18 protein-coding genes and 1 other annotated feature are annotated in these 19,451 nt (G+C 39.9%); of the genes, 15 read left to right on the top strand and 3 right to left on the bottom strand.

All coding sequences use genetic code 11. The features are described 5' to 3' along the window. Nucleotides 1-143 precede the first annotated feature (143 nt). Nucleotides 144-554 carry a hypothetical protein gene (locus NST97_RS07925; protein WP_063387422.1) on the bottom strand — a complete coding sequence of 137 codons (411 nt, stop codon included), beginning with the start codon at nucleotides 552-554 and terminating at the stop codon, nucleotides 144-146. A 122-nt stretch (nucleotides 555-676) separates the two neighbouring features. On the opposite strand from NST97_RS07925, the gene NST97_RS07920 reads away from it, so the two are divergent. Both NST97_RS07920 and NST97_RS07915 read left to right on the top strand, forming a co-directional pair. After that, on the top strand, nucleotides 677-1,165 hold the full coding sequence (locus NST97_RS07920; protein ID WP_063387423.1) for a dUTP diphosphatase: 489 nt from the start codon (nucleotides 677-679) through the stop codon (nucleotides 1,163-1,165). A gap of 49 nt (nucleotides 1,166-1,214) precedes the next feature. Then, entirely contained in the window at nucleotides 1,215-2,300 is a 1,086-nt protein-coding gene (locus tag NST97_RS07915; protein WP_063387424.1) for a M42 family metallopeptidase, read from the top strand. 14 nt (nucleotides 2,301-2,314) lie between these two features. Here the strand turns inward: NST97_RS07915 and sspI are convergent, their stop codons facing one another. After that, the gene (gene sspI / locus NST97_RS07910) at nucleotides 2,315-2,539 is read right to left on the bottom strand and encodes a small acid-soluble spore protein SspI (RefSeq protein ID WP_063387425.1); all 225 of its coding nucleotides are present in this window, start codon (nucleotides 2,537-2,539) and stop codon (nucleotides 2,315-2,317) included. A 67-nt stretch (nucleotides 2,540-2,606) separates the two neighbouring features. Here sspI and NST97_RS07905 point away from each other — a divergent pair, with 67 nt between their 5' ends. The 3 genes from NST97_RS07905 to pheT all read left to right on the top strand — a co-directional run bounded on the left by NST97_RS07905 (nucleotide 2,607) and on the right by pheT (nucleotide 7,177). Continuing rightward, complete coding sequence (locus NST97_RS07905; protein ID WP_445684585.1) at nucleotides 2,607-3,389, top strand: TrmH family RNA methyltransferase; 783 nt, start codon at nucleotides 2,607-2,609, stop codon at nucleotides 3,387-3,389. A 49-nt stretch (nucleotides 3,390-3,438) separates the two neighbouring features. Next, nucleotides 3,439-3,669, top strand: a binding site (T-box leader). Between the two features lie 47 nt (nucleotides 3,670-3,716). Next, nucleotides 3,717-4,751, top strand: a complete 1,035-nt coding sequence (gene pheS / locus NST97_RS07900; protein ID WP_063387428.1) for a phenylalanine--tRNA ligase subunit alpha — start codon at nucleotides 3,717-3,719, stop codon at nucleotides 4,749-4,751. 14 nt (nucleotides 4,752-4,765) lie between these two features. Then, a complete protein-coding gene (gene pheT, locus NST97_RS07895; RefSeq protein ID WP_339230307.1) occupies nucleotides 4,766-7,177 on the top strand; it encodes a phenylalanine--tRNA ligase subunit beta in 2,412 nt (803 codons plus the stop codon). Between the two features lie 127 nt (nucleotides 7,178-7,304). Here the strand turns inward: pheT and rnhC are convergent, their stop codons facing one another. After that, nucleotides 7,305-8,213, bottom strand: coding sequence for a ribonuclease HIII (gene rnhC, locus NST97_RS07890; protein ID WP_340881880.1), 909 nt, complete (start codon nucleotides 8,211-8,213; stop codon nucleotides 7,305-7,307). A 151-nt stretch (nucleotides 8,214-8,364) separates the two neighbouring features. Here rnhC and zapA point away from each other — a divergent pair, with 151 nt between their 5' ends. From zapA to trxA, 10 genes are all read left to right on the top strand, one after another. Then, nucleotides 8,365-8,622 carry a cell division protein ZapA gene (zapA, locus tag NST97_RS07885; protein ID WP_063387431.1) on the top strand — a complete coding sequence of 86 codons (258 nt, stop codon included), beginning with the start codon at nucleotides 8,365-8,367 and terminating at the stop codon, nucleotides 8,620-8,622. Nucleotides 8,623-8,630: 8 nt separating this feature from the next. Next, nucleotides 8,631-9,179, top strand: coding sequence for a CvpA family protein (locus NST97_RS07880; protein ID WP_063387432.1), 549 nt, complete (start codon nucleotides 8,631-8,633; stop codon nucleotides 9,177-9,179). A 120-nt stretch (nucleotides 9,180-9,299) separates the two neighbouring features. After that, on the top strand, nucleotides 9,300-11,018 hold the full coding sequence (gene polX / locus NST97_RS07875) for a DNA polymerase/3'-5' exonuclease PolX (protein WP_341343092.1): 1,719 nt from the start codon (nucleotides 9,300-9,302) through the stop codon (nucleotides 11,016-11,018). Nucleotides 11,019-11,047: 29 nt separating this feature from the next. After that, nucleotides 11,048-13,408, top strand: coding sequence for an endonuclease MutS2 (locus NST97_RS07870; RefSeq protein ID WP_341343091.1), 2,361 nt, complete (start codon nucleotides 11,048-11,050; stop codon nucleotides 13,406-13,408). A gap of 23 nt (nucleotides 13,409-13,431) precedes the next feature. After that, a complete protein-coding gene (locus NST97_RS07865) occupies nucleotides 13,432-13,842 on the top strand; it encodes a DUF350 domain-containing protein (RefSeq protein ID WP_063387435.1) in 411 nt (136 codons plus the stop codon). Between the two features lie 221 nt (nucleotides 13,843-14,063). Further along, nucleotides 14,064-15,740 (top strand): long-chain-fatty-acid--CoA ligase, encoded by a 1,677-nt coding sequence (locus NST97_RS07860; RefSeq protein WP_341343090.1) that lies wholly within the window; start codon nucleotides 14,064-14,066, stop codon nucleotides 15,738-15,740. A 120-nt stretch (nucleotides 15,741-15,860) separates the two neighbouring features. Then, a complete protein-coding gene (locus NST97_RS07855) occupies nucleotides 15,861-16,451 on the top strand; it encodes a TetR/AcrR family transcriptional regulator (RefSeq protein ID WP_063387437.1) in 591 nt (196 codons plus the stop codon). Nucleotides 16,452-16,489: 38 nt separating this feature from the next. After that, nucleotides 16,490-17,263, top strand: a complete 774-nt coding sequence (locus NST97_RS07850; protein WP_340805759.1) for an electron transfer flavoprotein subunit beta/FixA family protein — start codon at nucleotides 16,490-16,492, stop codon at nucleotides 17,261-17,263. Between the two features lie 30 nt (nucleotides 17,264-17,293). Further along, the gene (locus tag NST97_RS07845) at nucleotides 17,294-18,274 is read left to right on the top strand and encodes an electron transfer flavoprotein subunit alpha/FixB family protein (protein ID WP_063387439.1); all 981 of its coding nucleotides are present in this window, start codon (nucleotides 17,294-17,296) and stop codon (nucleotides 18,272-18,274) included. A 182-nt stretch (nucleotides 18,275-18,456) separates the two neighbouring features. Then, the gene (gene trxA / locus NST97_RS07840) at nucleotides 18,457-18,771 is read left to right on the top strand and encodes a thioredoxin (protein ID WP_063387440.1); all 315 of its coding nucleotides are present in this window, start codon (nucleotides 18,457-18,459) and stop codon (nucleotides 18,769-18,771) included. Nucleotides 18,772-19,451 lie beyond the last annotated feature (680 nt).

Below are 19,451 nucleotides of genomic sequence, written 5' to 3'. Positions count from 1 at the left end.
TGCTTATTTTCTTTTTAAATCAGAAATATTCCATAGATTGATCAAAAAAGCGACACCATGATCGTCCAGTCATGGACCGCATAGTCTTTTAACACTGTCAATTTTGAACGGGAATGTCAAGCTGCTCATTCTTTTTTACTGTCTTAAGATAGTGTCGGGAATTCCGATTCGTTCCGATTCAAAAACTCTTTAATTGGACTTTTCCAGTCGATTTTGGCGTAAGGATATGCTTCTTTTATTTTCGATTCTATAAATTGAAAATCTTCTTTTGTAAACCCCCTTAACTTATTTGGAGTAGATGTCCAAATAAAAACGGAGATAACTTCAAAAGAAGTTTCAGTCGTGCCTAAATATTTTTCCCCTTCAAATAAAACTCCTTTATGCGTTAACAAAAAATTTTTGTGGACATTTTCTTTATCATCAAGAAAGAAAAATTTTTTTTGCTCATGAGCCAATTCTAACTTTCGCTTCGGGTTCAATAAATATTTAATGAATGAATAAATTAGGAAAATAATCGCAGCAATTATGAAAAGACGAAGAAGGATGACAATCATTTACTTTAAACCTCCCCGAAGGTCATATTCATACATATACATTACGAAAAAGGAATTGAAGGGGTTTCATTAATGATCACATTTGCTATAATTTTTTTAGATATATTTTAGGGGTTGAGAAAATGGATTTTGAACAGTTATATAAAATGCAAAAAGAATTGGATGAAAAAATTGAAAAGAAACACGGTTTGGAGGAAGAAAGGCTGATCGAGAGAAAAGTTTTAGCCTTGCTTGTCGAAATTGGCGAATTGGCTAATGAAACGCGCTGCTTTAAATTTTGGAGCGTTAAGCCGCCTTCCGACAGAGAGGTTATTTTGGAAGAGTATGTAGACGGCCTTCATTTTTTATTGTCGATCGGCCATGAATTGTATATTGAAAAACTGCCGGAAATGAAAGCAAGAAAAATCGATAAAAGCCTGACCGATCTTTTTTTAAACGTTTATCAAAAAACGGCAAAATTCAGTGAATATTTGTCTGTCCAAGCGTATATCGATTTATTTAACGACTATGTTACACTCGGCTCTGCGCTGGGCTTTTCAGAGGAAGATATTATTTCAGCATACATGGCGAAAAATGAAGTCAATCATGCTAGACAAAATCAAGGATATTAACAATTCCGTTTGGGAAAAATGAAGAATATAAATTAAAGGAGGTTTCAGTGTGGAGAAATGGGATGAAACATTGAAAATGTTAAAAGATTTAACAGACGCGAAAGGCATCGCCGGCAATGAACGGGAAGTCAGAGAAGTAATGAGAGGGTACATAAAAGATTATGCAGATGATATCCAAACGGATGGACTCGGCAGTTTAATTGCCAAAAAAGAAGGAGAATCAGGCGGACCCAAAATTATGATCGCGGGCCATCTTGATGAGGTCGGCTTTATGGTTACGCAAATTGATGATAAAGGGTTCATTCGCTTTCAGCCTGTTGGTGGCTGGTGGAATCAAGTTATGCTCGCACAAAGAGTGACGATTGTCACCCAAAAAGGAGATGTGACCGGCATCATCGGTTCCAAGCCGCCGCATATTTTGCCGGCAGAAGCACGAAAAAAGCCTGTAGAGATCAAAGACATGTTTATTGATATTGGCGCCAGCAGTCGAGAAGAAGCGATGGAATTTGGTGTTCGTCCCGGCGACCAAATTGTGCCTTATTTTGAGTTCACCGTTATGAAAAATGATAAAATCCTTTTGGCGAAAGCTTGGGATAACCGCATCGGTTGTGCAATAGCGATCGAAGTTTTGAAAAAGCTGAAAGGGGTAAACCATCCGAACGTCGTTTACGGTGTAGGAACCGTTCAGGAGGAAGTAGGATTAAGAGGAGCCCGCACATCAGCCCATTATATTGAGCCTGATATTGCTTTCGGCGTAGACGTCGGAATAGCCGGCGACACTCCAGGCATTTCCGAAAAAGAAGCGATGGGAAAAATGGGGAAAGGTCCGCAAATTATTTTATATGATGCTTCTATGGTCTCCCATAAAGGGCTTCGCGATTTTGTCGTAGGGGTCGCTGAAGAATGCGGCATTCCATATCAGTATGATGCTATGCCGGGTGGCGGTACAGACTCCGGATCGATTCATTTAACAGGAAATGGTGTTCCAACGCTTTCCATTACGATTGCAACGCGCTACATTCATACACACGCTGCGATGATTCATCGCGAAGACTTTGAACATACGGTTCAATTATTGACAGAAGTCATTAAACGCCTCGACAAAAAAACGGTTGAAAACATTACGTACAACTAAAAAGCAGGAGCTGGTTATTTCCCAGCTCCAGTCTCTTTTAATCCTTGTTCAAGTGTTTCAACCATTTCCTGCTGATCACGCTGACTTGAATGGTTCCAGATAATTTCAAATAACACGCCTAACCCTGGAAGCATTTTTTCTTCCTTGCTATTGATGGCATCAACGATCGTTTCTCTCAGCTCGTCTTTTGAATTTTGCGATATGTTGGCAATGACTGCATTGCGCAAATCAAAATTCATATCCTTCACCTCGTTTTTCTTCATTCTTCTTTATTTTTTCTTTTGTTTTCTATAATATGTATATGAAATGAACTATCAGTTGAAGGAGACACCATCATTGAAACGGATTGCGTCAACTAAAAATGAAAGAGTAAAAGAATGGAAAAAGCTGCAATCAAGAAAAAAACGGGAAGAGCGCGGGCTGTTTTTAATTGAAGGCTTGCATTTAATCGAGGAAGCTCTCAAATACAAATCAATTGTTCAAGAGTTAATTGTTTTAGACGGAGCGAAGCTGCCAAATCATTTTTTCGAAGGTACTATTCCGACAACGATTGTTTCCAAAGAGGTGTTTTCGCTTCTGTCTGAAACGGATTCCCCGCAAGGTGTCATGGCTGTTTGTAAGCAGCTTAGGTGGGAAATCGATTTGAACGCCAAAAAATGGCTGTTAATAGATGCGGTTCAAGACCCAGGAAATCTCGGTACGATCATTCGTACTGCAGATGCGGCTGGAATGGATGTTGTGATTTTAGGTGAAGGGACGGTTGATTTGTACAATAGTAAAACGATCCGGGCGACACAAGGATCAATTTTTCATTTGCCTGTGATCAATTCGTCATTAAAACCGATTATAAGTAAGTTGAAGGAAGAGAAAATTCCTGTATTTGGAACTTCAACAAAAAATGCTGTTTTCTATAAAGAGATTCCTCCATCTGAAACATTTGCCCTCCTTGTAGGAAATGAGGGAAATGGGGTCTCAAAAGAGCTGCTGGATATGACGGATCAAAATTTACACATTCCGATTTATGGAAAAGCGGAGTCATTAAATGTTGCCGTTGCTTCAGCTATTTTCATGTACCATCTTCGCAAATAGTGTTGCGCCTTTAATTTCTTTTTTTTATAATTAAAAGCAATTGAATAAAGGAATAACGATGACGGAGAAGAGTAGTTTGCAGGTCGCCATTTAGGGAGAAAATGCCGTAGACTGGAAGCATTTTTATGGTAGAGGCAAACGAATTCACCTCCAGAGTTGACGCCAGGACCATGCGGAAGCATGTAAAGGCGCTCCGGCTGTGCCGTTATGATAATGAAGTGAACAAAGATTCTTTCTTTGTTAATAAGGGTGGTACCGCGAAATTCAACTCGTCCCTTTTTTGGGATGGGTTTTTTTATTTATTTTAAAAAAAAAGGAGGAATTTACATGCAGGAAGAATTAACAAAGCTTCGCGATGAAGCGTTGCAAAAGGTACGGGAAGCAACGGATTTAAAACAATTGCAAAATATTCGCGTTCAATATCTTGGAAAAAAAGGACCGATTACCGAAGTTCTTCGCGGAATGGGAAAGCTTTCGAAAGAAGAACGGCCGAAAATAGGTGCGTTAGCAAATGAAATTCGGGAAGTGATTGCCGGGGAAATAACAAGTAAGCAAGAACAACTCGAAAAAGCAGAAATCGAGAAAAAATTACAGCAAGAAACGATTGACGTTACCCTTCCAGGCAGACCGGTTCGAACAGGAAACCATCATCCTCTCCAAGCGGTCATTGAAGAAATTGAAGATTTGTTTATCGGCATGGGATACACAGTAGAGGAAGGTCCAGAAGTTGAAACAGATTATTACAATTTTGAAGCGCTCAATTTGCCGAAAGGCCATCCGGCAAGGGATATGCAAGATTCCTTTTACATAACTGATGAAATTTTGCTGCGCACACACACATCTCCAGTTCAGGCGAGAACGCTAGAAAAATATAAAGGGAAAGGTCCTGTAAAAATCATTTGTCCAGGGAAAGTATACAGACGTGATACAGATGATGCAACGCACTCCCATCAATTTACGCAAATTGAAGGGCTCGTTGTGGATGAAAACATTCGCATGAGCGATTTAAAAGGAACGCTCGAAGTGTTTGCGAAAAAACTGTTCGGTGAAGACAGGCAAATTCGTCTGCGTCCGAGCTTTTTCCCGTTTACTGAACCGTCGGTGGAAGTCGATGTATCCTGTTTTAAATGCTCCATGAAAGGCTGTCATGTATGCAAAGGAACAGGCTGGATTGAAATTTTAGGAGCAGGGATGGTTCATCCAAACGTTTTGGAAATGGCGGGATTCGATTCGAAAAAATACCGTGGTTTTGCATTTGGAATGGGACCGGAACGGATTGCCATGTTGAAATATGGAATCGATGATATTCGTCATTTTTATACAAACGATGTGCGTTTTTTGAAACAGTTTAAACAAGCTTAAAAGGAGGTTTTCTCATGTTCGTTTCATACAAATGGCTCTCTGAATATGTTGATCTAGACATTTCCCCTGAGGAGCTGGCTGAAAAAATAACGAAGAGCGGCATTGAAGTTGAAAATGTTCAAGCTGTTAATGAAGGAATAAAAGATGTTGTAGTTGGACAGGTGCTTGAAAAAGAACAGCATCCAAATGCAGAAAAATTAAGCAAATGTTTAGTTGACATCGGAGAAGGAGAACCAGTGCAAATTATATGCGGCGCCCAAAACGTTGAAAAAGGTCAAAAAGTGCCGGTAGCCAAAGTTGGTGCGGTTTTGCCGGGCAATTTCAAAATTAAACGGGCAAAGCTGCGCGGTGAAGAATCTAACGGTATGATTTGTTCTTTGCAAGAGCTGGGCATTGAAGGAAAGCTTGTCCCAAAAGAGTTTTCTGACGGCATTTTTGTTTTCCCTAGTGATGCTGAAGTTGGAAAAAATGCGATTGAACAGCTGTTTATGGACGATTATGTACTTGAATTAGGTCTTACACCAAACCGTTCTGACTGTTTAAGCATGATCGGTGTTGCCTATGAAGTTGCAGCAATTTTAAAGAAAGAGGTTCGAAAGCCGGAAGTTCATTATGAGGCTGCCGAAGAAAAAGCAACTGATTATATTACTGTGAATGTTGAAGCAAAAGAAGATAATCCATTCTATGTAGCCAAAATTATTAAAAATGTCAAAATTGCCCCTTCCCCTTTATGGATGCAAATGCGCTTAATAAAAGCCGGAATCAGACCGCATAACAACGTCGTCGATATTACAAACTATTGTTTATTAGAATACGGCCAGCCGCTTCATGCGTTTGACTATGACCGGTTCGGATCAAAGGAAATACTCGTTCGCCGCGCACATGACGGAGAGACGATCGTGACCCTTGATGATCAAGAACGAAAGCTTACAAGCGATCACCTTGTGATCACAAATGGCAAAGTACCTGTTGCATTAGCTGGTGTAATGGGAGGGGCCGATTCTGAAGTAAGAGACGATACGACGACCGTTTTGCTTGAGGCCGCCTATTTTAAAGGCAGTGTTGTCCGAAAAGCGTCGAAGGATTTCGGACTTAGAAGTGAAGCGAGCTTGAGATTTGAAAAGGGGGTTGACCCGAACAGGGTAAAAGCTGCAGCAGAGCGGGCAGCACAATTGATCGCAAAATACGCCTCCGGAACTGTTTTAGAAGGTGAAGCAGAATTTCATGATTTTTCAATCGAGAAAAAAGTGATCACCATTTCCGCTGAGAAAATTAACAACGTTTTAGGGACAAACATTGCAGTAGATGAAATAAAAGAAATTTTTGACCGCTTGCAATTTGAAACCGTTGAAGAAAACGGTCTTTTTACAGTAACCGTTCCGACAAGAAGAGGCGATATTGCGATTGAAGAAGATTTAATTGAAGAAGTAGCCCGCCTTTACGGATATGACTATATTCCGTCAACATTGCCTGAAGGATCTTCAACATCCGGAGCATTAACAGACTATCAATTGAAAAGAAGAAAAGTGCGAAGATTTTTGGAAGGCGCCGGGCTTTATCAAGCGATCACATATTCATTAACGAGCAAAGAAAAGGCGGGACAATTTACGCTGGAGACGTCAAGCTTTACTCAATTAGCATTGCCGATGAGTGAAGAGCGGAGTGTTTTGCGTTTAAGCCTGCTTCCTCATTTGCTTGAGTCTGTAAAATATAACAAAGCGCGGCAAATCGATGATATTCATCTTTATGAAATTAGTTCTGTTTTCATTTCGGACGATGCTTTAGAAAAGCCTTTGGAAAAAGAACGTTTATCAGGCGTCATGACGGGTCACTACGTTTATCACCCATGGCAAGGGGAAAAAACAAAAGTTGATTTTTATGTTGTGAAAGGAATTTTAAACGGTTTATTTGATCTGCTTGGACTGTTGGATGAAATTGAGTATAAACAGGCAAAACGTGAAGGGCTGCATCCCGGCAGAACGGCAGATATTTATTTAAACGGATCATTCATCGGATTTGTCGGCGAATTAAATCCGGAAGTTGAAAAAGAGTATGATTTAGATGAAACATATGTTTTTGAGCTGAAGCTAGCCGATCTCATTCAATATGAAGCTAAGCCAGTCATATATACGCCGATTCCAAGGTTCCCATCTATTACAAGGGATATCGCCTTAGTCGTTGATCAGCATGTGCATGCTGGCGAGCTTCAAGAAACGATCCGGGAAGCGGGCGGAAAACTGTTAAAAGAGATTTCCATTTTCGATGTGTATGAAGGAGAACGTTTGGGAGCAGGGAAAAAATCGATCGCATTTTCACTCCGCTACTACGATCCTGAACGAACATTGACGGATGAGGAAGCAGCAAAAGCTCATGAAAAAGTAATTAAGGCGGTAGAGGAAAAATTTTCAGCAGTTCTTCGCAGCTAACGCAGGACGATAAATCCCTAAAATAATTCCAGCTAACAAATGAAGGTGCAGATAGCACCTTCATTTTTATTGAAATCATAAATTGGTCCTGCTAACCTCAGAAAATAAGATTTCCGGATTCGTCATTTCAATTCAATAGATTCAAAGCTTTTTCGGTGTTGGCAAAATGAAGCTTTGCCATTTTGCCAAGTGTGTTTTTCCCTTTTTCCTTTATTAATTTGGCAGCAGCTTCATCAACAGTATGGCTGGCTCCTTTTGGCAAATAAAATCCGGCTGCGTTGGATAAGCTGTTTAATTCTTTTAAAAAAGCATATCTTGCGATAATGGATGCTGCAGCGACAGATATGTGTATATGCTCCGCCTTCGGTTTAAAGATGGTTATGTCTTTAAACGGAACATCCCGGTCTTTAAGATATTGAAAGTAAACATTCGGCTCTGCAAACTGATCGATTAACACAGCTTCTGGTTTATCAGGAGAAATTTTCTTGAGTAAATGATGAATCGCTTGATTATGAAGGATAGCTTTCAATTTCCCTTGGTTCATTCCAGATTTTTGCAATTGATTGTATTTTTCATTGCGCAAAATTAAGAGGCTGTACGGAACTTTCTCTATTAAAGTGTTGGCGATTGAAAAAACTTGTTTGTCTGTCAAAGCCTTTGAATCTTTTACTCCAAGCTGCTGAACCAGTTTTCTTTTTTCTTTAGGGACAAATACTGCAGCAACCGTGATCGGTCCAAAATAATCCCCCGTTCCTGCTTCATCAGAGCCGATGACTGACATCTGTTGAAGCTGTTGAAGCTCATCCTCTGTTTGAGAAGGGGCTGTTTTTGCTATTTTTTCCCATCTGTTTGCTTCCTGCTGAGCGGCAGATCCTTGAAAAAGCACTTTTCCCGACTTGTAAGCAGTGATCGTACAGTTTGTCAATTTGGCAGAAAAGACGGCACCTGGAGGGGTTCTGTCTATAATGAAAGGATTATAAAAATCTTTCAAAGTTTGAATTCCCCCATGATCAACTTTTATGACGATATTGGACAATAAAAAACGCCTCGCTTTCCTAAAATGGATGCTATATTATTGTACCCTTTCTTTTGTTCTTCTTTCCATCTTTTCGACAAACATGTTATGATTATGATTAGGATTTTGAATCATTTTGCGATATTTTTTCATAGAGGATGGAGGATTCGCTTTGTCTGATCAACCTAAAAATAAAGCGACTGTTTATATATATGGACAGCAGTATTCGATTGTTGGAAATGAGAGCGTAAATCATATGAAGCTTGTCGCTTCAATTGTTGACGAAAAAATGCGGGAAATCAGTCAAAAAAACCCATCTCTAGATTTAAACAAGCTGGCAGTACTAACTGCGGTAAATGCTGTTCATGATTATCTCAAATTAAAGGAGAAATTTGAAGAACTAGAAAAGCAACTTCAAGAAAAGGATTGAAATTTAAAATGCTTGACTTGATCATTTTATTTTTCTTAGTATTCGGATTGCTCACTGGCCTTAAAAGGGGATTTATTCTCCAAGTAGTTTATTTATCAAGTGTTATAGTGTCTTTCATAATTGCCAGAACATATTTTGACGATCTTGCTCCTAAACTGGAATTATGGGTACCGTATCCAAATATAGGAGATTCAAATGCTGCTCTATCTATATTGACAGGGGGCCATTTGGAGGAAGCTTACTATCGCGGAGTTGCATTCGTGCTTTTGTTTATCGGATCAAAAATAGCGCTTCACATCATCGGATCTATGTTTGATTTTGTTGCGATGCTTCCAATACTTAAGCAAATCAACCGCTTGCTGGGTGCGGTTTTAGGTTTTGCGGAAACTTACCTCATTTTATTCATTCTGCTTTTTTTGGCAGCGCTCATTCCAGCCGAGCAAATTCAAAATCTTATCGATAAATCGCTGCTGGCTGATTTAATTGTCAATCATACCCCTGTCTTATCTGATAAAATTCACGATCTTTGGATCGGCTATTTCGGTAAAGGAAGCTAGACGTAAAGGGACGATGGAAACATCTTTATTTAGACCCCCATCGTCCTTCTCTGTTTCTATTAAATAGTTCAATAGCAGGTGATTTTTATATTGTTTAAGATTCAAGAGGTGACGTAAAACATGACGGTTCACAAAAAGGATGTTGTCAGCCTGTTAAAGAAAATTGCGGTATATATGGAGTTAAAAGGCGAAAACCCTTTTAAAATCTCCGCGTTTTATAAAGCTGCCAATGCCCTTGAAAGGGATGCGAGAAGCCTATCATACATCCACGATTTTACTTTAATCAGTGGGATTGGGAAAGGAACGAGTGCAGTCATCGAAGAATTCATAAAAACCGGCGAGTCAAAAACGCTGCAAACCTTGCAAAAGGAAGTTCCTGAAGGGTTAATCCCTCTTCTTCAATTGCCAGGGCTGGGCGGAAAGAAGATTGCAAAATTGTACAAGGATTTAGGTGTTGTGGACATCGATTCTTTAAAAAAAGCCTGTGAAGAACATAAAGTGCAAAGTTTACAAGGTTTTGGAAAAGTAACGGAAGAAAAAATATTGGCTGCGATCGATGAAATGAATAAAAAACCGGGCCGACTGCCTCTTGCTTATATGCTGCCGATTGCAGAAAAAATAGAGAAATTTTTAGAAAAAGGACAGAAAAACGGAATAGTTCGCTTTTCTCGCGCAGGAAGCTTAAGAAGAATGAAAGAAACGATAAAAGACCTTGACTTTATTATTGCGGCGGAAAATAAAGAAGCTGTGCGAGATTACATTTTAACAATGCCGAATATAACTGAAATCATTGCGAAAGGCGATACGAAAATATCGATTGAACTCAAGTTTGATGTCAAGGTTCAGGTCGATTTTCGCATCGTGCACCCAAAGGAATTCATTTCGGCTTTGCACCATTTTACAGGCTCAAAAGAGCATAATGTAAAAATGCGCCAGCTAGCGAAGGAAAGAGGAGAAAAAATAAGCGAATACGGCGTAGAAATAATAGAAACCGGAGAAGTGCTCACATTTGAGTCAGAAAAAGAGCTGTATGCACACTTTCAGCTTCCCTACATTCCGCCAGAGGTTCGGGAAGATGGGGAGGAAGTGGAAAAATACAAAGGAAATCTTATTTCGCTCGAGGAAATAAAGGGAGATCTCCATATGCATTCAACATGGAGCGACGGCGCTCATTCAATCAAGGAAATGGCTGAGGCTGCTAAAAGAAAAGGCTACAAGTACATCGCGATTACAGATCACTCGCAATTTTTAAAAGTAGCCAACGGCTTGACTCCTGAGCAGCTGAAAGAACAAAAAGAAGAAATTGACATGTTGAATGAACAATATTCTGATTTTACGATTTTCAGAGGAATCGAGATGGATATTTTGCCGGACGGTACACTTGATTATGACGACGATTGTCTAAAAGAGCTAGATATAGTTATTGCATCGATCCATTCGAACTTTTCCCAGCCGCAGAGTGTAATTATGAAAAGGCTGAAAGCAGCCCTATATAATAACCATGTTGATATTATCGCTCATCCGACTGGAAGGTTAATTGGGCGAAGAGAAGGATACGATGTTGATATAGAAATGCTTTTAGAACTTGCAAAGGAAACAGATACTATTTTAGAATTGAACGCAAATCCGAACAGGCTTGACTTATGTGTAGAACATTTGAAGAAAGCGAAGGAATACGGTGTAAAGGTTGTGATTAATACAGATGCCCACAGCATAAACATGCTAGAACATATGGAGATAGGGGTTGCGTATGCGCGAAAAGCTTTCATTCAGCCGGATGACGTTGTGAATACGTGGGATGTTGAACAATTAAAGCAATTTTTAAAAAGGAAAGACTGACCATTCAACTGTCAGGAGGTTTTGAGAAGTTGCAGGAACGAGTGTTACATGTTTTGGAATTTAATAAAATAAGGGAACTGCTGAAAGAGCATGCTTCTTCTTCTTTAGGAAAAGAGAAAGCGTTAAAGCTTATGCCATCAGGAGACATCAACGAAGTACTGAAGAGGCAGGAGCAGACAGATGAAGCACTAACAGTGCTCCGATTGAAAGGCTCTGCCCCTTTCGGAGGATTAAGCGACATACGGCCGAGTGTAAAGCGTGCGCAAATAGGCGGAACTTTAGGTCCGCAAGAGCTTGTGGCTGTTTCTGCCGTGTTATATGCTTCAAGACAAATGAAGCAATTTATTGAAAAGTTGACTCAAGAAGAGGAGGTTTCACTTCCTCATTTAGAACAATTGGTCAGCGAAATCGGAATTTATTTAAAAGAAGAAAAAGAAATTCAACGTTGCATACGCGATGACGGGGAAATTGTTGATGATGCGAGCGATAAATTAAAAGCGATAAGAGGTCAAATCCGTACATTGGAGGCTCGTATTCGCGAAAAGCTGGAATCGATCATTCGCTCCCCATCTGCACAAAAAAATCTTTCGGATGCCATTATTACGATTCGAAATGACCGCTATTGCATTCCTGTCAAACAAGAATATAGAGGAGTTTACGGAGGAATCGTCCATGATCAATCTTCCTCAGGAGCAACTCTGTTTATTGAGCCGCAGGCTATCGTAGAAGCGAACAACTCTTTAAATGAAGCGCGGATTAAGGAAAGGCGCGAAATTGAACGGATCTTAACGGAATTGTCGAAAATGGTTGCTGACATAAGCAAGGGAATCATTCATAATATCACTGTAATGGGTGAAATCGATTTTATGTTTGCCAAGGCATTGTATGCTAAAAAATTAAAGGCTACAAAGCCAAATATAAATGATCGTGGCATTATGAAGCTGTATAAAGCCCGCCATCCTCTTATTGACCCTGAAACCGTTGTGCCAAATACAATTGAAATTGGGGAAGATTTTCAATCGATTGTCATTACCGGTCCAAACACCGGCGGTAAGACGGTGACGCTGAAGACAATTGGACTGCTCGCACTAATGGCGCAATCAGGTCTGCAAATCCCTGCTGAAGAAGGATCTACAATGCCGGTATTTGAGGCAGTTTACGCAGATATTGGGGATGAACAGTCAATTGAACAAAATTTGAGTACATTTTCTTCTCATATGGTGAACATCGTCAAAATTTTACAGGAACTTAATGATCGCTCACTCGTACTATTTGATGAACTTGGGGCAGGTACAGATCCTGGAGAAGGTGCTGCTCTAGCCATTGCAATTTTGGATGAAGCTTTAAACAGAGGAGCGCAAGTTGTTGCAACCACCCACTATCCCGAATTGAAAGCATACGGATTTAACCGTAAGGGCGTGATCAATGCAAGCGTTGAGTTTGATGTCGACACATTATCGCCGACGTATAAATTGTTGATCGGTGTACCTGGCCGAAGCAATGCGTTTGAAATATCAAAAAGGCTTGGATTGAGCAAAGAAATTATTGAGCGCGCCAAATCGTTCATGAGCGCTGACAGATCCAAAACGGATGCAATGATTGCCTCCCTTGAGGAAAGCAAAAAACGTGCTGAAGAGGATTGGATGGAAGCTGAAAAAACGCTGAAAGAAGCAGAAAAACTTCATAAAGAACTACAAGAACAAATCATTGAATTTAATAAGCAGAAAGACCGCCTATATCAAGAAGCTGAGGAAATGGTGAAAAAAAGGCTGGAAGAAGCGCAAAAAGAAGCAGATCAGATTATTCAAAAATTGAAAAACATGCAAAAAGAGCACAGTTCAGCTATTAAAGAGCATGAATTAATAGAAGCAAAAAAGCGGCTTGAATATGCAGCGCCTGAATTTATAAATACTGAACAAAAATCTGAAAAACAAAAAAGCAAAAAGCAGCTGCGCCCCGGCGATGAGGTAAAAGTGATCAACTTAAATCAAAAAGGACATCTGCTTGAAAAAGCAAATGAAAGTGAATGGCTTGTACAAATTGGAATATTGAAAATGAAAGTAAAAGAAGAAGATCTTGAATATATTGGCAGCCCGAAACAAGAGGGAGAAAAAACGCTCGCAACAGTAAAAGGGAAGGATTTTCATGTTTCATTAGAACTTGATTTGCGGGGAGAGCGATATGAAGATGCGCTCATCCGTCTTGAAAAATATATTGACGATTGTCTTCTCGCAGGATATCCGCGGGCGCACATTATTCATGGCAAAGGGACGGGCGCTTTAAGAAAAGGGGTGCGGGAATTTTTGCAAAACCACCGCGCTGTTAAAAACGTCCGTTTCGGTGAAGCAAATGAAGGCGGAACAGGTGTTACGATTGTGGAGTTCAAATAAACTTTTCTTTAAGGAGAGTAAACATGAATCTGTTTTGGGAAAACGTATATGTTCAAACTGCTGCTAATTATAGTGTTGTCATATTGTGCGGGGTTTTATTTTTAGTCATTTTTGAATTGGTGACGAAATATAAAAACTGGGAAGAAATCCAAAAAGGCAATGTGGCTGTTGCAATGGCAACAGGCGGCAAAATTTTCGGGATTTCAAACGTTTTCCGCTTCTCAATTGAACAGCATGACGGTCTTTTTGAAATGATTGGCTGGGGCTTTTACGGATTTGCCTTGCTCTTAATCGGATATTTTATTTTTGAATTTCTGACTCCTAAATTTAATATTGATGATGAAATTCAAAAGGATAACCGTGCAGTTGGCTTTATCTCAATGGTCATATCCATAGGCTTGTCCTTTGTAATCGGAGCAGGAATTACAAATTAGGAGAGGGGAACATGGAAACGCTGGCTAAAATTTTATTTGGTTTGTGCGGTCTGTTTATTGCGATCGGTATTATTTATATGGTGTTTTTTGCTTGAAAAAGCGGAGAAAAGAAAAGGTCTCCGCTTTTTCCTGTTTAAAATTCTAAAAATAATTATATTTCTGAATTTTATTTTGATATAATGAAATAAAATCATCATTATTTTTCAAAGGAGAGGAGATAAATGGAATGTCAAAAACCTTGGCTCAATTTTTATCCCTCGGAAATTCCGCATAATATCTCTTGGGAGAATAAGCCGCTTTCCAAATATTTTCAAGATACGGCTAATCAGTTTCCGAATCATACAGCCGTTTCATTTTTTGGAAAGAACATTACGTACCGCAAGCTATACGAACAGATGCTTCAATTGGCTAATTATTTGGAGCAAACAGGGTTTGAAAAAGGGGATCGGGCAGCGATTATGCTTCCAAACTGTCCACAGGCAGTTATTGCTTATTATGCAGTTCTGGAGGCAGGCGGAATAGTTGTTCAATTGAATCCTCTTTATACAGAATCAGAGCTGGAGTACCAGTTGAATGACAGCAGTGCTACACATCTCATTACATTAGATCTTTTCTATCCAAAAGCCTCGAAATTGAAATCTCTCACAAATATCAAACATATCATAATAACAAAGATCCAAGAGTATTTGCCTTTCCCAAAAAATCTTCTATACCCGCTCATTCAAAAGAAGGAGCAAAATCTTTTAATAAAGGTAAACGCAGCAAATGGTGTTCATGTATGGACAGAGATCTTAAAAACATCGCCTGCTAAAGAATTGACAGTAAATATTGATCCGAAAGAAGATATTGCCCTTTTGCAATATACAGGAGGGACGACAGGGACGCCTAAAGGGGTGATGTTGACGCATGAAAACTTAATTTCCAATACGAAAATGTGTGCTGCCTGGATGTATAAATGCAGGAAAGGAGAAGAGTCCATACTAGGAGTTTTGCCTTTTTTTCACGTATATGGCATGACGACTGTAATGAATTTATCGATCATGGAAGGTTTTAAAATGATTTTAATCCCCAAATTTGATTCAACCGAAATTTTGAAAGCGATTGAAAAAGAAAAGCCAACGCTTTTTCCAGGAGTGCCAACGATTTATGTTGCTCTTTTAAATCATAAAGATTTGCGAAAATACGACTTGTCCTCGGTTAAATATTGTATCAGCGGTTCGGCTCCTCTTCCGGTAGAAATTCAGGAGCGCTTTGAAAAAGAAACAGGCGGGAAGCTTGTTGAAGGATATGGACTCTCGGAAGCTTCTCCCGTTACGCATGCAAACTTATTTTATTCAGATGTCAAGAAAAAAGGAAGCATTGGCATCCCTTGGCCCAATACGCATGCAGCCATTTATTCGGCTGAAAAAGAAGGATTTGCAGATGTAAACGAATTCGGCGAGCTTATTGTAAAAGGACCGCAGGTGATGAAAGGCTACTGGAACAACCGAGAGGAAACGGAAGCGGTTTTCAAAGACGGATGGCTTTTTACAGGAGATATCGGCTATATGGATGAAGACGGATTCTTTTATATTGTCGATCGTAAAAAAGATATGATTATTGCTGGCGGGTACAATATTTATCCCCGCGAGATAGAAGAAGTGTTGTATGCTAATGAAAAGGTTAAAGAGGTTGTCGTTGCAGGTGTTCCGGATCCTTACAGAGGCGAGACCGTGAAAGCTTATGTTGTACCAAAGGGAGGAGCACAGCTTACGGAGCAAGAGCTTGACCAATTCGCCCGAAAACATCTTGCCCCGTACAAAGTGCCGAAAAAATACGAATTTCGCGACGAGCTTCCGAAAACAGCAGTAGGAAAAATTTTAAGAAGAAAACTAGTAGAGGAAGAAAGAAAAATATAAAACGGACATCTATCGGTTTTGAACGAGAATAAAAACTTCCCTCAATGCTTGACAAAAAGGCTTAATCTAAATATCATATAAATGAATGACCATTCATTCATTTTGAAGGGAAGATACACGTTGAAAGAAAAAAAGGCAAAATATAAACAAATCATTGATGCAGCTATTGTCGTCATTGCGGAGAACGGCTATCATTCCGCTCAGGTTTCGAAAATTGCCAAACAGGCGGGCGTAGCAGATGGAACGATTTATTTGTATTTTAAAAACAAGGAGGATATTTTAATCTCCCTTTTTCGAGAAAGATTGATGAATCATATCGCTGAAGTGAAAAAAAGCATTGATGCAAAGCAGACTGCTGCAGAAAAATTGTTTGCGCTGATCGAAAAGCATTTTCAAATGCTAGTTCATGATCGGAATTTGGCAGTGGTTCTTCAATTGGAATTGCGGCAAGTAAACAAAGAATTGCGCCGGCGCATAAATGAAATTTTTAAAGAATATTTGAAAGTAATAGACGAAGTGATCGAATTCGGAAAAAAAACGGGAGAGTTTCGACAAGATTTGGATTTAAGGCTGGCAAGACAAATGATTTTTGGGACGATGGACGAAACGGCGACAACGTGGGTAATGAAAGATCAAAAATACGATCTCCTCGCAATTGCAGAAAAAATTCCTGAGCTGTTAATCAACGGATTTAAAAGCAATCATTCATAAAAAGAGAATGATCAATTTTTAAAAAGGGGATGGGAAAGGTGAATATTTTTGTCCTTATGAAAAGAACTTTTGACACAGAAGAAAAAATTTTAATTGAAAACGGATCAATCTCCGAGGATGATGCAGAATTCATCATAAACCCTTATGATGAATATGCCATTGAAGAAGCGCTGCAGCTTAAGGAGGCTCATGGCGGAGAAGTAACTGTTGTTACAGTAGGATCAGAAGAAAGCGAAAAAGAGCTGAGAACGGCTCTTGCGATGGGATGCGATAAAGCTGTCTTAATAAATATTGAGGAAGATTTGGAAGATGGAGATCAATTTACAACAGCAAAAATTCTATATGAATTTTTGAAGGATAAAGAAGCGGACATTATATTAGCTGGAAACGTTGCCATTGACGGAGGATCTGGCCAAGTAGGCCCCCGTTTGGCGGAGCTTCTTGACATTCCGTATGTCACAACGATCACAAATGTTGAAATAGATGGAAAAAACGTGAAAATTGTGAGAGATGTTGAAGGGGATTCGGAAATCATTGAAACAACACTCCCTCTTTTAGTAACTGCCCAACAAGGTTTAAACGAACCGAGATACCCGTCTTTGCCGGGAATTATGAAGGCAAAGAAAAAACCGCTTGAAGAGTTGGAGCTTGATGATTTAGATCTTGAAGAAGAAGATGTCATGCCGAAAACAAAAACGTTAGAAATTTATTTGCCGCCTAAAAAAGAAGCAGGAAAAATATTGCAAGGGGAACTGCAGGATCAAGTGAAGGAACTTGTTTCTTTATTGAGATCAGAAGAAAAAGTTATTTAGTGGAGACGAATATAGCAGGGGGATGAAAAAATGGCTCGAAAAGTGTTCGTATTGGGAGAAATAAGGGATCAATTTTTAAGGAACGTATCATTTGAAGCGCTTGCAGCCGGCAAGATAATATCCGAAGGCGGAGAGGTGGTCGCCGGATTAATTGGAGAGAACGTTAGAACGCTTGCAAATGACATGATTTATTATGGAGCGGATAGGGTTGTCATCGTGGAAGATGAAAAATTGAAATATTATAGTCCGGACGGGTATTCACAAGCTGTCATGGCGATCATTGACAGTGAAAAGCCTGACGCTATTATTTTCGGACATACGGCATTAGGCAAAGATTTATCTCCAAAAATAGCGGCTAAATTAAACGCAGGTCTTATTTCTGATGCTACCGCTGTAGAAATAGTGGGCGGTAACGTTGTTTTCACAAGACCGATCTATTCAGGAAAAGCTTTTGAGAAAAAAATCATTACGGATGGGATTATTTTTGCGACCGTTCGTCCGAACAATATTCCACCTCTCGAAAAAAATGAATCAAGGAGCGGAGAAGTTGCTTCCATATCGGTAGAAATAAAAGATCTGCGCACGATCGTGCGTGAGGTTGTCCAAAATGCAGCGGAAGGCGTTGACTTATCTGAAGCAAAGGTGATCGTTGCCGGAGGGAGAGGGGTAAAAAGTGCAGAAGGGTTTGAACCGCTAAAAGAATTGGCATCTGTGCTCGGAGGAGCAGTAGGGGCGTCACGCGGTGCCTGTGATGCAAACTATTGTGACTACTCGCTGCAAATCGGACAAACGGGAAAAGTCGTTACACCGGATTTATATATTGCCTGCGGAATTTCTGGAGCCATTCAGCATTTAGCGGGAATGTCGAATTCTAAAGTAATTGTTGCAATCAATAAAGATCCGGAAGCGAACATTTTCAACGTCGCAGACTACGGTATTGTCGGAGATTTATTTGAAGTTGTGCCAATGCTTACGGAAGAATTTAAAAAATTAAAAATCCATTCCTCTTAACGTGTCCTGAATGGACTCGTATTTTTTTGAACAAATCCATTCCTCCTAGTATAAGTGGAGACGGGTCACGACGTACATAAAATACAAAAAATATGAAAAAATAGTTGCAGATCAAAACATTCGCTTCAAGCGAAAGAACATGGTATACTTCACATAGAAAAAGTGAATTAGGAGGAATTAAGATGGCAATTGTAAACGTTACTGACCAGAATTTTTCCCAAGAAACAAGCGAGGGTGTAGTATTGGCAGATTTCTGGGCGCCTTGGTGCGGTCCATGTAAAATGATTGCCCCAGTCCTTGAAGAATTGGATCAAGAACTTGGTGACAAAGTAAAAATTGTTAAGCTTAACGTGGATGAAAATCAAGAAACTGCCGGTCAATACGGAGTCATGAGCATTCCGACGTTAATCGTCTTTAAAAATGGTGAAGCAGTGGATAAAGCGATCGGTTACCAGCCGAAAGAAGCTTTAGCGCAATTGCTTAACAAACATTTGTAATATAAAATATAAAAAGAGGCGCTCTCGAAAGTTACCTTTTGGAGCGCCTTCTTGCTTGTGCGCCCGGCATGGGTGTAATCTATAGGGTGAAAGTCCCGAGCTGCGAAGGCAGAAGTAGCAGTTAGCTTAACGCAAGGGTGTCCGTGGTGACGCGGAATCTGAAGGAAGCGAGCGGCAAACTTTAAGGTCTCTCGGAACACGAACTTCATATGAGGCTAGGTATCACTGGGTGAGTTTGCAAGACAAAACAAAGCCCTTTCTGCCGAAGGTGATACAGAGTAAATGAAGCAGATGGATGGAAGGAAAGATTACACTCTTACCCGGGGAGGTCTGGCTGGCACGCCAAGTAACCTTGGTAACCTATCTAGTGATAGATAGCTGAACAGTCAGAAGTCAGCAGAGGTCATAGTATTAGTTGGTCTAGAACAACTAAGAAGGACCGAACAATTAAGAGAGAATAGCCCTTGGCATTCAGTGAGTCATGATGAACACAGAAAACGTAGTACCTCACTTGAGGGAGGAAGCGGTGAATCCCGTGGGAGATCTCTTGGAGGGTGGAGTGACCACTGGCATAAAGAGAACAGCTATTCACGGAAGTTATAAAGACTTGCGTCAATTATCTTAATTGAACCGCCGTATACGGAACCGTACGTACGGTGGTGTGAGAGGACGGGAGTTAA

Origin of the sequence: Aeribacillus sp. FSL K6-1305 (assembly GCF_038050115.1) — a bacterium.
Classification (GTDB): domain Bacteria; phylum Bacillota; class Bacilli; order Bacillales; family Aeribacillaceae; genus Aeribacillus; species Aeribacillus composti.
Note: the sequence above shows the minus strand (reverse complement) of the source record. Positions and strands in the feature narration are given on the sequence as shown.

Excerpts from the sequence above, each read along its gene's own strand:
- NST97_RS07925 (WP_063387422.1), bottom strand. The coding sequence starts at position 554 with ATGATTGTCATCCTTCTTCGTCTTTTCATAATTGCTGCGATTATTTTC.
- NST97_RS07920 (WP_063387423.1), top strand. The coding sequence starts at position 677 with ATGGATTTTGAACAGTTATATAAAATGCAAAAAGAATTGGATGAAAAA.
- sspI (WP_063387425.1), bottom strand. The coding sequence starts at position 2,539 with ATGAATTTTGATTTGCGCAATGCAGTCATTGCCAACATATCGCAAAAT.
- NST97_RS07905 (WP_445684585.1), top strand. The coding sequence starts at position 2,607 with ATGAACTATCAGTTGAAGGAGACACCATCATTGAAACGGATTGCGTCA.
- pheS (WP_063387428.1), top strand. The coding sequence starts at position 3,717 with ATGCAGGAAGAATTAACAAAGCTTCGCGATGAAGCGTTGCAAAAGGTA.
- pheT (WP_339230307.1), top strand. The coding sequence starts at position 4,766 with ATGTTCGTTTCATACAAATGGCTCTCTGAATATGTTGATCTAGACATT.
- NST97_RS07880 (WP_063387432.1), top strand. The coding sequence starts at position 8,631 with ATGCTTGACTTGATCATTTTATTTTTCTTAGTATTCGGATTGCTCACT.
- polX (WP_341343092.1), top strand. The coding sequence starts at position 9,300 with ATGACGGTTCACAAAAAGGATGTTGTCAGCCTGTTAAAGAAAATTGCG.
- NST97_RS07865 (WP_063387435.1), top strand. The coding sequence starts at position 13,432 with ATGAATCTGTTTTGGGAAAACGTATATGTTCAAACTGCTGCTAATTAT.
- NST97_RS07860 (WP_341343090.1), top strand. The coding sequence starts at position 14,064 with ATGGAATGTCAAAAACCTTGGCTCAATTTTTATCCCTCGGAAATTCCG.
- NST97_RS07845 (WP_063387439.1), top strand. The coding sequence starts at position 17,294 with ATGGCTCGAAAAGTGTTCGTATTGGGAGAAATAAGGGATCAATTTTTA.
- trxA (WP_063387440.1), top strand. The coding sequence starts at position 18,457 with ATGGCAATTGTAAACGTTACTGACCAGAATTTTTCCCAAGAAACAAGC.